10 protein-coding genes are annotated in these 14,239 nt (G+C 73.4%); 9 read left to right on the top strand and 1 reads right to left on the bottom strand.

All coding sequences use genetic code 11. The features are described from left to right. Positions 1-138 precede the first annotated feature (138 nt). The 8 genes from ACFYP3_RS15415 to ACFYP3_RS15450 all read left to right on the top strand — a co-directional run bounded on the left by ACFYP3_RS15415 (position 139) and on the right by ACFYP3_RS15450 (position 12,243). Positions 139-2,505, top strand: a complete 2,367-nt coding sequence (locus tag ACFYP3_RS15415; protein WP_388831823.1) for a right-handed parallel beta-helix repeat-containing protein — start codon at positions 139-141, stop codon at positions 2,503-2,505. 142 nt (positions 2,506-2,647) lie between these two features. After that, positions 2,648-3,463: a hypothetical protein gene (locus ACFYP3_RS15420; protein ID WP_388832183.1), complete on the top strand. Its 816-nt coding sequence runs from the start codon at positions 2,648-2,650 to the stop codon at positions 3,461-3,463. Between the two features lie 181 nt (positions 3,464-3,644). Next, on the top strand, positions 3,645-4,943 hold the full coding sequence (locus ACFYP3_RS15425; protein ID WP_388832186.1) for a hypothetical protein: 1,299 nt from the start codon (positions 3,645-3,647) through the stop codon (positions 4,941-4,943). Positions 4,944-4,978: 35 nt separating this feature from the next. Beyond that, a complete protein-coding gene (locus ACFYP3_RS15430; RefSeq protein ID WP_388832189.1) occupies positions 4,979-5,599 on the top strand; it encodes a TetR family transcriptional regulator in 621 nt (206 codons plus the stop codon). Positions 5,600-5,766: 167 nt separating this feature from the next. Continuing rightward, entirely contained in the window at positions 5,767-7,998 is a 2,232-nt protein-coding gene (locus tag ACFYP3_RS15435) for a molybdopterin-dependent oxidoreductase (protein ID WP_388831825.1), read from the top strand. Positions 7,999-8,071: 73 nt separating this feature from the next. After that, positions 8,072-9,583, top strand: coding sequence for a CitMHS family transporter (locus ACFYP3_RS15440; RefSeq protein WP_388831827.1), 1,512 nt, complete (start codon positions 8,072-8,074; stop codon positions 9,581-9,583). Positions 9,584-9,683: 100 nt separating this feature from the next. Next, positions 9,684-11,096, top strand: coding sequence for an aldehyde dehydrogenase family protein (locus ACFYP3_RS15445; protein WP_388831829.1), 1,413 nt, complete (start codon positions 9,684-9,686; stop codon positions 11,094-11,096). Between the two features lie 67 nt (positions 11,097-11,163). Then, positions 11,164-12,243: a Zn-dependent alcohol dehydrogenase gene (locus ACFYP3_RS15450; RefSeq protein WP_388831831.1), complete on the top strand. Its 1,080-nt coding sequence runs from the start codon at positions 11,164-11,166 to the stop codon at positions 12,241-12,243. 71 nt (positions 12,244-12,314) lie between these two features. Here the strand turns inward: ACFYP3_RS15450 and ACFYP3_RS15455 are convergent, their stop codons facing one another. After that, positions 12,315-12,965 (bottom strand): TetR/AcrR family transcriptional regulator, encoded by a 651-nt coding sequence (locus tag ACFYP3_RS15455; protein ID WP_388831833.1) that lies wholly within the window; start codon positions 12,963-12,965, stop codon positions 12,315-12,317. Positions 12,966-13,034: 69 nt separating this feature from the next. Here ACFYP3_RS15455 and ACFYP3_RS15460 point away from each other — a divergent pair, with 69 nt between their 5' ends. Next, positions 13,035-14,186 carry an acyl-CoA dehydrogenase family protein gene (locus ACFYP3_RS15460; protein WP_388831835.1) on the top strand — a complete coding sequence of 384 codons (1,152 nt, stop codon included), beginning with the start codon at positions 13,035-13,037 and terminating at the stop codon, positions 14,184-14,186. The last annotated feature ends 53 nt before the right edge of the window (positions 14,187-14,239 follow it).

Consider the following 14,239-nt stretch of genomic DNA (forward strand, 5'->3'; position numbering starts at 1 on the left):
GTGGCTGGGGAGTGGTGTTCCGGGCGGTCCGGGGGTCGCGTTTCCGGATGGGGGTCCCGGGAGTCGGCGCCGGAGGTCCGGGACGGATTCGTGCAGAGGGGGATCCCAAAAGATGAACATTGCTCTACTCTCACGCGCATGTCGTGGACCCGCAGGTTCCCTGCCGTGCCGGCGGCGCTCCTCGCCGCCCTCCTTGCCCTCCTGACCCTCCTCGCCGCCGCGCCCGCCGCCCGCGCGCACGAGGAACGCCCGATCACCCTCCCCGACGGCTCCGGATCCGTACCGCAGTACCGCGACGCGGAGCCCGACCTGGTCGTCTGCAAGACCGACCGGCCCGCCTTCGAACGCCGGATATCCGCCTTCCCGGACGAGCTCCGCCGGCGCAACCTCGCCCTGTACGAGCGGTGCGAGAAGAGCGGCTACCGCCACCTCCAGGAGGCCGTCGACGCCGTCGACCGGCCCGGGATGAACATCGCGATCCTCCCCGGCCTGTACGAGGAGGAGCCCTCGCTCCCGAAGCCGACGGGGGAGTGCGCCGCACTGAAGGCCCCCGAGTCCTCGCTCGGCTACCAGATCCTGTCGTACGAGCAGCAGGCCCGCTGCCGGCACAACCAGAACCTCGTCGCGATCCTCGGCAAGACGAACCTGCAGATCGAGGGCACGGGCGCGTCACGGCTCGACGTGGTCGTCGACGCGAAGTACCAGAAGCTGAACGCCATCCGGGCCGACAAGTCCAACGGCATCTACTTCCGCAACTTCACCGCCCAGCGCACCACCTTCAACTCGCTGTACGTGCTCGCAGGCGACGGCTTCGTCATCGACGACGTGCTGACCCGCTGGAACGACGAGTACGGCTTCCTGACCTTCGCCAGCGACCACGGGCTCTACAAGAACTGCGAGTCGTACGGCAACGGCGACTCCGGCATCTACCCCGGCAGCGCCTCCGACATCAACGACGGCCGCGGCTACGACGTCCCGCGCTACTCCATCGAGATCACCGGCTGCCGCAGCCACCACAACATGGTCGGCTACTCGGGCACTGCGGGGGACTCGGTCTGGGTGCACGACAACGAGTTCGACCAGAACATGGGCGGCGCCTCGATGGACAGCGCCTTCCCCGGCCACCCCGGACTCCCCCAGAACCACGCCAAGTTCGAACGGAACCTGATCCACGACAACAACCAGGACTACTACCACCACGTCGCCGACGGCACCTGCGCCAAACCGCCGATCGAACGCGGCTACGAACGCGGTGTGGTCTGCCCGCAGATCTCCATGCCGCCCGGCACCGGCATCATCACCGCGGGCGGCAACTGGAACCTCTACGAGGACAACTGGGTCTACGGGCACCGGCGCGCGGGCTTCTTCCTCAGCGCCGTCCCCGCCTTCATCCGGGGCGAGGAGAAGTGGTCGAAGCAGACGGACACCTCCCACCACAACCGGTACGCCGGCAACGTCATGGGCAAGGACAAGTCCGGCGCCGCCCGCCCCAACGGCATGGACGTGTGGTGGGACGGGCAGGGCCGCGGCAACTGCTGGCAGGACGGCCCCGACGGCTCCACCCCCGGCACGGTCCCCCAGTGCGGTGAGCGCCGGGGCGCCGTCTCCGGCGCCTCGGCCCGGCTGGTCGGGGAACCGGTCAAGCTGGTCCAACTCCTCGTCTGCGCCGACTACAACGTCCAGGCGCGCAAACTCCCTGCCGGCTGCGACTGGTACGGCGCGCGCGGCCTGGAACGGGTGGAGACCCAGCTCGCGCTCGCCGTGGCCGCGGTCCTGCTGTTGGTCGGCGGGGTCCTGTGGTGGCGCCGCCTGCGGGGCTCCCGGCTGGGCACGGTGGCCACCCTCCTGGGCCTGGCCGGCCTCGCCCTGGACGTGGCCGGCTCGACCACGGCGATGACCGCCACCTTCGTCCCGGCCCTCGCCCTCCTCCTGCTGGGCCTGTGGTGGACGGGCGTCGGCCTGGCCCTGCGCCCCACCCGCCCCTGGCTGGCCCGCCTGACCCTGCTGCTGGCCGCGCTCACCCTGCTGGACGCCTTCGACAAGGCCGTCCTGATGATCCCCTGGACCCCCCTCAGCCCCGCCTGGGCCCGCGCCCTGGTGGCCGTCGTCTGGACCCTGTGGGCAGTCGTGGCCTCAGCCCGCACCGACACCCCCGCCCCAGCAGCCACCCACCCCCCGACCCCTACAGACACTGCGGCCACCGCAGCCCCCGCCGACCCCGCAGGCGCTGCCGGCCGCGCAGGCACCGCAGACGCAGGTGGCCCCGCAGGCACCGGAGGTCCTACTCGCACCGCTGCCACTGCCGGCCCCGCAGGCAACGCAGGTTCCGCTAGAGCTGCCGGCCGCGCAGGCGCTGCCACCACCGGCGACACCGCAGACCCGGCAAGGGCTGCCGGGACCTCAGCCCCCTCCGACCCCGCAGCCACGGCCGGCACCGCAGGCCGCGCTCCGATCCACCCCGCGGCGTCCACCGAGGCGCCGACCCGCCCGGACCCGGCCCCGTGAGCGCCGCCGCGCCCTTGCCGAGCGCCCCGACCACAGGAGGCCAGCCGTGACCGGCCGCCCCGACCACGAGATCCGGTGCGACGCCTGCTGTACGCCGCCCCGCGCGGCCCGCAGGACCCGCCGGGCCGCCCGCAGCGCGGCCCTGCTCGCCCTCGCCCTGCTCCTGGCGTGCGGCGCGGCGACGGGCTGCGGCGGGCGGGCCACCACCCACCACAAGCCCGGCACGAGCCACGAACAGGCCTCCGGCAACGTCGGCACCCTGCTCGCCACGGACGACGGCGCCGGCCACCGGCTCCGCGAGGTCCCGGCCCAGGGCGCGCCGGAGGTCCAGCTGGCGGTCCGCCCGGACTCCGAGGACGGCTGGAACCTCCAACTGACGGTGAAGAACTACCGCTTCACCCCCGACAGCACCGGCGGCGCCGCCCTCCCGGGCGCCGGCCACGCCCACCTGGAGCTCGACGGACGCAAGGTCGCCCGGCTGTACGGCCCGTGGTTCCACCTGCCCGCCGCACAGGTCCCCGAGGGCGCGCACACCCTGACCGTCCGCCTCTACGCGGACGACCACACCGCCTGGGCGGTGTCCGGCAAGCCGGTGGAGGCCACGGCCCAGCTCACGGCCACCGTCCCGGGCGCCTCCGCGGGCCACAGCCACGGGGAGACCGAGGCCGCGCCGAAGCCATCGGATCCGCAGCAGGCCGCCCGGACCGTCACCGTCACCGTCCGGGACGGCAAGGTCAGCCCGGCCCCCGCCCGCACCGAGCTGCGGCGCGGGGAGCGCGTCGCCCTGCGCGTCACGAGCGACCGAGCGGACACCCTGCACGTCCACGGCTATGACAAGGAGCTCGCCCTGCCGGCAGGCCAGGAGGCCACCCTGATCCTGACGGCAGACCGCACGGGCCTCTTCGAGGTCGAGACCCACGGGTCCCACCTCGTCCTGACCCAGCTCCTCGTCCGATGACCCCACCGGGCGACGGAGGGTCGCGGACCCGGGCGGGGCGGCGGTGAGCCCCGCCGGTTCCGGCCCCGTCGGCTTCGGCAGCGCCACCTCCGGCTTCGGCGCCTCCGGCTTCGGCGCGTCCGGCCTCGGAGCGTCGGGCGCCGACGCGTCGGGCCTCGGCGGTGGCGGCGTCGGTCAGGGCGTGGTCCTTCACCCGACCGATCCACTCGCCGTGCTCGCGCACGGGATCGGCTCCCAGCACGATCTGCCGATCTCGCCCTTCTACGCCTTCGCCGGCGCCTTCGCCGCGCTGTTCGTCTCCTTCCTCGCGCTCGGCCTCCTCTGGTCCACCTCCCGCTTCGGCGGCGAGCACTCGGGGCTCGCCCTGCCCGCCGGCCTCCAGCGGGTGGCCGACGCGCCGACCACCCGAATCGCCCTGCGCGGACTGGGACTCACCGCCGGACTCGCCGTCCTGCTCCACCTCCTCCTCGGTCCCGACGACCCCGCGCACAACCCCGCTCCCGGCGCCGTCTACGTCCTCCTCTGGGTCGGACTCGTCCCCGCCTCCCTCCTCCTCGGCCCCGTCTGGCGCCTGCTCAATCCGCTCCGCACCCTGCACCGCCTGCTCTCCCGGGCCCTGCGCCGCGGCCCCGACCGCCCCCTCCCCGCCCGGCTGGGCCAATGGCCCGCAGCCGCCGGGCTGTTCGGCTTCACCTGGCTCGAACTCGTCGCTCCCGATCCCGCATCCACCACCACCCTCCTGATCGCCCTCACCGGCTACGCCACCGTCCAGCTACTGCTCGCCGCCCGCTTCGGCGAGCGCTGGTTCGACGACGGAGACGCCTTCGAGGCGTACTCCGCCCTCCTCGCCCGGCTCTCCCCCCTCGGCCGTCGCAGCGACGGCCGCCTCGTCCTCCGCAACCCCTTCCACGGACTCGACGCGACGCCCGAGCGGCCCGGACTCGTCGCCGCCGTCTGCGTCCTGCTCGGCTCCACCGCCTACGACGGCTTCTCCGACAACCCCTCCTGGATCAACGCCGTACAGACCTCCCCCCTCGGCCGCACCCCCGCGGCCACGCTCGGACTGCTCGCCTCCATCGCCCTCGTCGCCACCCTGTACTGCCTGTGCGCGGCCGCCACCCGCCTCGTCAGCGGCCCGCACCCCGGCCCGCTCACCGCCTTCGCGCACTCACTCGTGCCGATCGCGCTCGGCTATCTCATCGCCCACTACTTCTCCCTCCTGGTAGTCGAAGGACCACGCACAGTAAGCATGGCACTGGGCACTGACAACGCCCCCGAACCCGCCCCACCACTGGGTCCCGGCGCCCTCGCCACCCTCCAGGTCCTCGCCGTCGTCACCGGCCACGTGCTCGGCGTCGTCGCCGCCCACGACCGCTCCGTACGCCTTTTCCCGCCCGCGAAGGCGGTGGCCGGCCAACTGCCACTGCTGGCGCTGATGATCACGTATACGGTCGGGGGCCTCAGCCTCCTGCTGAACTGAGGCCCCTGCCGACCCCGGAAGCGAGGAGCGGCATGATGGACCCCGTGCCTCCCGCCCACTCACTGCGCCGTACGCCCGTCCAGCAGCGCAGCGCCGACCGGCTCGCCCGGATCCTCGACGCCTGTGCCGAGCTGCTGGACGAGACCGGGTACGAGAACCTCAGCACCCGCGCCGTCGCCCTGCGCGCCGGAGTGCCGATCGGCTCCGTCTACCGCTTCTTCGGCAACAAGCGGGCCATGGCGATCGCCCTCGCCCACCGCAACCTGGACCGCTACGCCGACGGCATCGCGGACCGGCTCGCCGGCCTCCCCGCCACCGACTGGCGGCCCGTCGTGGACGCCGTACTGGACGAGTACCTGGCGATGAAGCGCAGCGTCCCCGGATTCGCGCTCGTCGACTTCGGCGTCCCCGCGCCGCCTGCCGAGGGTCCGGAGGCCGACCCCAACCACCAGGTCGCCGCCCGCCTGACCGAACTGCTCTCCACGCACCTCGGCCTGGCCCCGGACGCCGTACTGGAGCGGGCGGTCCTCGTCGCCGTCGAGGCCACCGACGCCCTCATCCAACTGGCCTTCCGGACCGACCCGGCCGGTGATCCCGACATCGTCGCCGAGACCCGCGCGATGATGCAGGCGTACCTCGCCCGCGTACTGGACTGACCCCCGCGCCCTCCGCTTCCCCGACCCCCGGGGCCCCGGCCCCGGCTCCGGCGTGCGTTCCACGGCCCGGACTCGGTCCCGCAGGCCCCTCCCCTCCCTCCCTACCGGTCGGTATGCTCGGTGTTCCCCGCGTGCCCGTGCCGTTGCCTGCCGCCCATGGAGGGCCCATGCCCCGCACCGCCCTGCGCATCTGCCCCCTCTGCGAAGCCACCTGCGGCCTCACGCTGACCATCGAAGGCACCGCGGTCACCGGCGCCCGCGGTGACCGCGACGACGTGTTCAGCAAGGGCTTCATCTGCCCCAAGGGCGCCGCCTTCGGACAGCTCGACGCCGACCCCGACCGCCTCCGCACCCCACTCGTCCGGCGTGACGGACGACTGCGGGAGGCCACCTGGGAGGAGGCCTACGACGCCATCGCCGCCGCCGTCCCCGCACTCGTGCGGGAGTACGGCGCCCAGTCGGTCGGCGTGGTCCTCGGCAACCCGAACGTCCACACCATGGCCGGCGCCCTCTACCCGCCGCTGCTCCTCAAGGCCCTGGGCACCCGCAACCTGTTCACCGCCAGCACGCTCGACCAGATGCCCAAGCACGTCTCCAGCGGGCTGCTCTTCGGTGACCCCTTCGCCATCCCGGTCCCCGACCTCGACAGGACCGACTTCCTGCTGCTCCTGGGCGCCAACCCCGTCGAGTCCAACGGCTCCTTGTGCACCGCCCCCGACTTCCCCGGCAAGCTCAAGGCGCTGCGCGCCCGCGGCGGCACCCTGGTCGTCGTCGACCCGCGCCGCACCCGGACCGCCGCGCTCGCCGACCGTCACCTCCCGCCGCGCCCCGGCAGCGACGCCCTGCTGCTCGCCGCCCTCGCGCACACCCTGCTCGCCGAGAAGCTCGCCGCCCCCGGCGCGCTCGAAGAACGGATCGAGGGACTCGGGGAACTCGAGGCCGCCCTCGGGAGTTTCACTCCTGAGGCCGTCGCCCCCGCCTGCGACCTCCCGGCCGACGAGATCCGCACCCTCGCCCGCGAGCTCGCGGCCGCGCCGACCGCCGCCGTCTACGGGCGGATCGGCAGCTGCACCGTCGAGTACGGCACGCCGGCCAGCTGGCTGGTCGACGTGCTGAACATCCTCACCGGCAACCTCGACAGGCCGGGCGGAGCCCTCTTCCCGCTCCCGGCCGCCGGCCCGCGGCCCCGCCCCGCCGGGCCCGGCAAGGGGTTCGCCATCGGCCGCTGGCACAGCCGGGTCAGCGGTCACCCCGAGGTCAAGAGCGAACTGCCCACCGCCGCCCTGGCCGAGGAGATCGACACCCCGGGGGAGGGGCGGATCCGCGCCCTCATCGCCATCGCCTCGAACCCGGTCCTGTCCGCACCCGACGGAGACCGGCTCGACCGGGCCCTGGCCGGCCTCGACTTCATGGTCTCGGTCGACCCGTACCTGAACGAGACCTCACGCCATGCCCACGTCGTCCTGCCACCGCCGCCGCCCTCGCAGAGCGCCCACCACGACTTCGCCTTCAACGGCTTCGCCGTCCGCAATCAGGTCCGCTACACCCGCGCCGCCGTCCCGCTCGAAGCCGGCCGCCTCGACGAGTGCGAGATCCACGCGCGCCTCGTCCTGGCCGTCTCCGGCATGCACGGATCGGCCGGACCGGAGGCCGTCGACGAACTGGCCGTCCAGGGCACCCTGGCCAAGGAGACCGCCGACCCGGGCTCGCCCCTGCACGGGGAGGACCCGGCACGCCTCGCCGGCCTCCTGACGGGCGAGAACGGCCCCGAGCGCCGGCTCGACCTCATGCTCCGACTCGGACCGTACGGGGACCGGTTCGGCGCGGCGGACGAGGGAGAGCTCAACCTGGAGCGGCTGCTCGCGCACCCGCACGGCATCGACCTGGGCCCGCTGCGGCCCCGGCTCCCGGGCGTGCTGAGGACCCGCAGCGGCAGGATCGAGCTGCTCCCGGACCCGATCGCGGCCGAGCTCCCCAAGCTGCGCGCGGCGCTCGCCGACCGCCCCGCCGCCCTGGTGCTCGTGGGCCGCCGCCATCTGCGGTCCAACAACAGCTGGTTGCACAACGTCCCGGCCCTCACCGGAGGTTCCAACCGCTGCACCCTCCAGATCCACCCGCAGGACGCCGACCGGCTGGGCCTCACCGACGGCGGCCGGGCCAGGATCAGCGCCGAAGGCGGAAGCCTGGAGGTGCCGGTGGAGGTCACCGACGCCGTCCGCACCGGTGTGGTGAGCCTTCCGCACGGCTGGGGCCACGACCGCGCGGGCGCCCGCCTCGCGGTGGCTGCCGCGGCGCCCGGCGTCAACGTCAACCAGCTGCTCAACGGCACCCGACTCGACAGGCTGTCCGGCACGGCCGTGCTCAACGGCTTCCCCGTCGAGCTCACACCCCTGCCCTGAGCTGGGGTTTTGCTCGTATTGCTCACGCGTGGACGTCTTGTTGGCCCCAGGAGGCGGCACCTACCTTCCCCCCATGCTGACCTTCCTCGGCTTCGCCATGATCGCGACCTTCCTGGTGCTGATCATGATGAAGAAAATGTCGCCCATCGCGGCCCTCGTCCTCATCCCCGCACTCTTCTGCGTGTTCGCAGGCAAGGGCGCGCACCTCGGCGACTACGTCATCGACGGCGTCGGCAAGCTCGCGCCGACCGCCGCCATGCTGATGTTCGCCATCGTCTACTTCGGCGTGATGATCGACGTCGGCCTCTTCGACCCGGTCGTGCGCGGCATCCTGCGCTTCTGCAAGGCGGACCCGATGCGGGTGGTGGTCGGTACGGCCGTCCTCGCCGCGATCGTCTCGCTCGACGGCGACGGATCGACCACCTTCATGATCACCGTCTCGGCCATGTACCCGCTGTACAAGCGGCTCGGTCTGAGTCTGGTGGTCATGACGGGCGTTGCGGCGACGGCCAACGGCGTCATGAACACCCTGCCCTGGGGCGGCCCCACGGCCCGCGCCGCCACCGCCCTCAAGCTCGACGCCGCCGACATCTTCGTCCCGATGATCCCGGCCCTCGCGGTGGGCCTGCTCTTCGTGTTCGTCCTGGCGTACGTCCTCGGCGTGAAGGAGCGCCGCCGGGTCGGCCTCCTCGTCCTCCCCGGCGGGGCGACCGAGTCGGAGTCGGAGGCACAGCGGGAGTCGGGGCAGGAGTCCGCGGCCCTCGTCGCGGCCGGCTCCGGCCTCAGCACCACCGGTGGCGCCCCGGCCGCCACCCTCGCCCCCGCCCCTGGCTCGGGCCCGGAGTCCGGCGCCGGTCCCGCTTCCGGTCCCGGTGCCGAGTCCGCGGAGGCCCCCGGGTCCGCCGCCCCCGGCGACCACGGCAGCGCCGGCGCCGACGGCGGCTTCCAGGGCCTCGATCCGCAGCGCCCCACCCTGCGCCCGCGCCTCTATTGGTTCAACGCCGCTCTCACCGTCGCGCTCCTCACCGCGATGATCACGGAGCTGCTGCCCATCCCGGTGCTGTTCCTCCTCGGCGCCGCCCTCGCGCTCACGGTCAACTTCCCGCACATGCCCGACCAGAAGGCCCGGATCGCCGCCCACGCCGACAACGTCCTCAACGTCGCCGGAATGGTCTTCGCCGCCGCCGTCTTCACCGGGGTCCTCACCGGCACCGGCATGGTCAAGCACATGGCCGACTGGCTCGTCGGCGCCATCCCCGAGGGCATGGGCCCGCACATGGCGCTGGTCACCGGGCTGCTCAGCCTGCCGCTCACCTACTTCATGTCCAACGACGGCTTCTACTTCGGGGTCCTGCCCGTCCTCGCCGAGGCCGGCGCCGCCCACGGGGTCTCCCCGCTGGAGATCGCCCGCGCCTCCCTCGTCGGCCAGGCGCTGCACATGTCCAGCCCGCTGGTGCCGGCCGTCTACGTGCTCGTCGGCATGGCCAAGGTCGAGTTCGGCGACCACACCCGGTTCACCGTGAAATGGGCGGCTCTGACCTCTCTCGTCGTCCTCGCGGCAGGGATGCTTTTCGGCATCATCTGACCCCGGGCACCCTGGCCGATAAAAACTACCGCCGCTAGTTTGTAGGGTGTCGGGGAGGTCGGACCCACGCGCAGACGCGTACGCACTCGGGAGGAACGCCATGAAGGCCCAGGACGGGATGTACATCGACGGCGCGTGGCGGCCCGCCGTCGGAGCCGACCGCATCGAGGTCGTCAACCCGGCCGACGGCGAGGTCATCGCCGAGGTCCCGGCCGGCACCGCCGAGGACGTGGACGCGGCCGTACGCGCGGCCCGTGCGGCCCTGCCCGGCTGGGCGGCCACGCCTGCGGCCGAGCGCGCGGCCCTGATCGGAGCGCTCCGCGACGCACTGCAGGCCCGCAAGGGCGAGCTGACCGAGACCGTCACCGCAGAACTGGGCGCCCCGCTCCCCTTCGCGAAGGCGGTCCACGTCGGAGGGTCGATCGCCGTCACCGCCTCCTTCGCCGAGATGGCCGCCTCGTACGCCTTCGAGGAGCGCCTCGGGAACTCCACCGTCCTGCTGGAGCCGGTCGGTGTGGTGGGCGCCATCACGCCCTGGAACTATCCGCTGTACCAAGTCGTTGCAAAAGTGGCGCCCGCTCTCGCCGCCGGCTGCACCCTCGTCCTCAAGCCGGCCGAGGACACCCCGCTGACCGCACAGCTCTTCGCCCAGGCCGTGCACGACGCGGGGATCCCGGCCGGAGTCTTCAACCTGGTGACCGGTACCGGTCCGGTCGCCGGGCAGGCGCTGGCCGCGCACGAGGGGGTCGACTTCGTCTCCTTCACCGGCTCCACCGCCGTGGGCAGGAAGATCGGCGCCACGGCCGGCGCCGCCGTCAAGCGCGTCGCCCTCGAACTCGGCGGCAAATCGGCCAATGTCATCCTGCCCGGGGCCGACCTCGCCAAGGCCGTCGCGGCAGGCGTCGGCCACGTCATGAACAACTCCGGCCAGAGCTGCAACGCGCTCACCCGGATGCTCGTCCACCGCGACCAGTACGAGGAGGCGGTCTCGCTCGCGGCCGCCGCCGTCGCCGAATACCCCACCGGCGACCCCCGCGAGGCCGGCACCCGCATCGGCCCCGTCGTCAACGCGAAGCAGCACGAACGCGTCCGCGGCTTCATCGCCAAGGGCGTGGAGGAAGGCGCGCGCCTCGTCGCGGGCGGGCTCGACGCGCCTCAGGAGCAGGGCTACTTCGTGACCCCCACCGTGTTCGCCGACGTCACCCCCGACATGACCATCGCCCAGGAGGAGATCTTCGGCCCCGTGCTGTCGATCCTCGCCTACGAGGACGAGGAGGAGGCCCTGCGCATCGCCAACGGCACCGTCTACGGCCTCGGCGGCGCCGTCTGGGCCGCGGACGAGGAGACGGCCGCGGCCTTCGCCCGGCGCATGGACACCGGCCAGGTGGACATCAACGGCGGCCGTTACAACATCCTCGCGCCCTTCGGCGGCTACAAGCAGTCGGGCGTCGGCCGCGAGCTGGGCCCCCACGGCCTGGCGGAGTACCTCCAGACCAAGTCCCTGCAGTTCTGATCCCGCGACACCGCAGCGCTCCCCGCCCCTCCACCCTCCCCAGCACCGGAAAGACGAGACGACGACCATGGTCCGCGCCGCCATCCTGCCCGCCGTCGGAGCCCCGCTGGAGATACGGGAGATCGTGCTGCCCGATCCCGGTCCCGGGCAGGTCCGCGTACGGCTCGCCGCAGCCGGGGTCTGCCACTCCGACCTCTCCCTCACCAACGGCACCATGCGGGTGCCCGTGCCCGCCGTCCTCGGCCACGAGGGCGCGGGCACGGTCCTCGCCGTCGGCGAGGGCGTCACGCACGTCGCGCCCGGCGACGGCGTGGTGCTCAACTGGGCCCCGTCCTGCGGGAAGTGCCACCACTGCACCATCGGTGAGGTGTGGCTCTGCGCCAAGGCGCTCAGCGGGGTCGGCGCGGTCTACGCGCACGACGCGCAGGGCACCGAGCTGCACCCCGGGCTGAACGTGGCCGCCTTCGCCGAGGAGACCGTCGTGGCGGCCGACTGCGTGCTGCCCGCGCCCGCCGGGATCCCGCTGGCCGAGGCCGCCCTGCTCGGCTGCGCCGTCCTCACCGGCTACGGGGCCGTCCACCACAGTGCCCAGGTCCGGCCGGGCGAGTCGGTGGCCGTCTTCGGCGTCGGCGGGGTCGGCCTGGCCGCCCTCCAGGCCGCCCGGATCGCGCAGGCGGGCCCGGTCATCGCCGTCGACGTGTCCCCGGCCAAGGAGGAACTGGCCCGCGCGGCCGGGGCCACGGAGTTCGTCCTCGCCTCCGACACGACCGCCCAGCAGATCCGCGCGCTCACCGGCGGGCAGGGCGCGGACGTCGCCGTCGAGTGCGTCGGCCGGGCCGACACCATCCGCGGAGCCTGGGAGTCCACCCGCCGCGGCGGCCGCACCACGGTCGTCGGCATCGGCGGCAAGGACCAGCAGGTCACCTTCCACGCCCTGGAGATCTTCCACTTCGCCCGCACCCTCACGGGCTGCGTCTACGGCAACAGCGACCCCGCCCGCGACCTGCCGGTGATCGCCGAACACGTCCGCGCCGGCCGCCTCGACCTCGGCGCCCTGGTCACCGACCGCATCACCCTCGACGACATCCCGGCCGCCTTCGACGCCATGCTGGCGGGCAAGGGCGCCCGCTCCCTGGTCATCTTCTAGCGGTACCGGCCCCGGGCCCCGTCCGGTCCCTCCCCGCGCCCGCGCGGCCGTGATCAAGGGGGGCCCGGGTGTCATGCGGTTTCCTGCACCGCCTCGTACTGGAGGGCCAGGCCGTCCAGCAGGGCCGCGAGGCCCGTCTCGAAGGCGCCCTCGTCCACCTCGCGCTGCCGCTCGGCCAGCAGGTGGGCCTGGCCCAGGTGGGGGTAGTCGGCCGGGTCGTACGCGGCGCGGTCGTCCACGAAACCCCGGGCGAAGGAGCCCACGGCCGAGCCCAGGATGAAGTACCGCATCAGCGCGCCGATCCGGGTCGCCTGCGCCGGCGGCCAGCCGGCCGCCGTCATCGCGCCGAACACCGCGTCCGCCAGCCGCAGTCCGGCCGGGCGGCGCCCCGGCCCGCGGGCCAGCACCGGCACGATGTTCGGATGGTCCGCCAGGGCGTCGCGGTACGAGTGCGCCCACGCGTGCAGGGCGGCCCGCCAGTCCAGGCCGCCGTCGAACATCGACAAGTCGACCCGTGCGCTCACCGCGTCCGCCACCGCGTCCAGGATCTCGTCCTTGGTGCGGAAGTGGTTGTAGAGCGAGGGTCCGCTGACGCCGAGCGCCGCCGCCAGTCGCCGTGTCGACACCGCCTCCAGCCCCTCGGCGTCCACCAGCGCGCCGGCCGCCTCGACGATGAGGTCGCGGCTGAGGAGGGGCTTGCGCGGTCTGGCCATGCGCCACATAGTAGGGCCCGGCCGCCATAAACTACCGGTGCTAGTTAAAGCCCCGGACGACACGCCCGGAGGTGCCCGGTGAACCTGGAGCTGAGCGAGGAGCAGAGCGCCGTACGCCGGCTCGCCCGCGAGTTCACCGAGCGCGAGGTCGTCCCGTACGCCGCCGCGTGGGACCGCGCCGAGAGCGTCGACCGGTCCATCGTCAAGAAGCTCGGCGACCTCGGCTTCCTCGGCCTGACCGTCCCCGAGGAGTACGGCGGCTCCGGCGGCGACCACCTCGCCTACGTCCTCGTCACCGAGGAGCTCGGACGCGGCGACTCCGCCGTGCGCGGGATCGTCTCCGTCTCCCTCGGCCTGGTCGCCAAGACGATCGCGGCGTGGGGGACCGAGGAGCAGAAGCACGCCTGGCTGCCCCGCCTCTGCTCCGGCGAGGCGCTCGGCTGCTTCGGCCTGACCGAGCCCGGCACCGGCTCCGACGCGGGCGCCCTCACCACCCGCGCCGTGCGCGAGGGGGACGCGTACGTCATGAGCGGCAGCAAGATGTTCATCACCAACGGCACCTGGGCCGATGTGGTGCTGCTCTTCGCCCGCACCGGCGACGAGCCCGGCCACCGCGGGATATCCGCCTTCCTCGTCCCCACCGACACGCCGGGCCTGACCCGCCGCGAGATCCACGGCAAGCTGGGCCTGCGCGGCCAGGCCACCGCCGAGCTCGCCCTCGACGGCGTCCGCGTCCCCGCCTCCGCGCTGCTCGGCCCCGGGGGCAAGGGCTTCTCGGTCGCCATGTCCGCCCTCGCCAAGGGCCGGATGTCGGTCGCCGCCGGCTGCGTCGGCATCGCGCAGGCGGCCCTGGACGCGGCCGTCTCGTACGCCGCCCAGCGCGAGCAGTTCGGCAAGCCGATCGCCCACCACCAGCTGGTGCAGGAGCTGATCGCCGACATCTCCGTCGACGTGGACGCGGCCCGGCTGCTGACCTGGCGGGTCGCCGACCTCATCGACCGCGGCCAGCCCTTCGCCACCGAGTCCTCCACCGCCAAGCTCTTCGCCTCCGAGGCCGCCGTGCGCGCCGCGAGCAACGCCCTCCAGGTGCACGGAGGCTACGGCTACATCGACGAGTACCCGGCCGGCAAACTGCTGCGCGACGCCCGCGTCATGACCCTGTACGAGGGCACCAGCCAGATCCAGAAACTGCTCATCGGCCGTGCCCGCACCGGGGTTTCCGCCTTCTGAGCCCCGGCCGGCCGAGCCGGATGAGTACCCGTATGAGTACGTGTGCGGATGTG

This window comes from Streptomyces sp. NPDC005533, assembly GCF_042871845.1.
Taxonomy (GTDB): domain Bacteria; phylum Actinomycetota; class Actinomycetes; order Streptomycetales; family Streptomycetaceae; genus Streptomyces.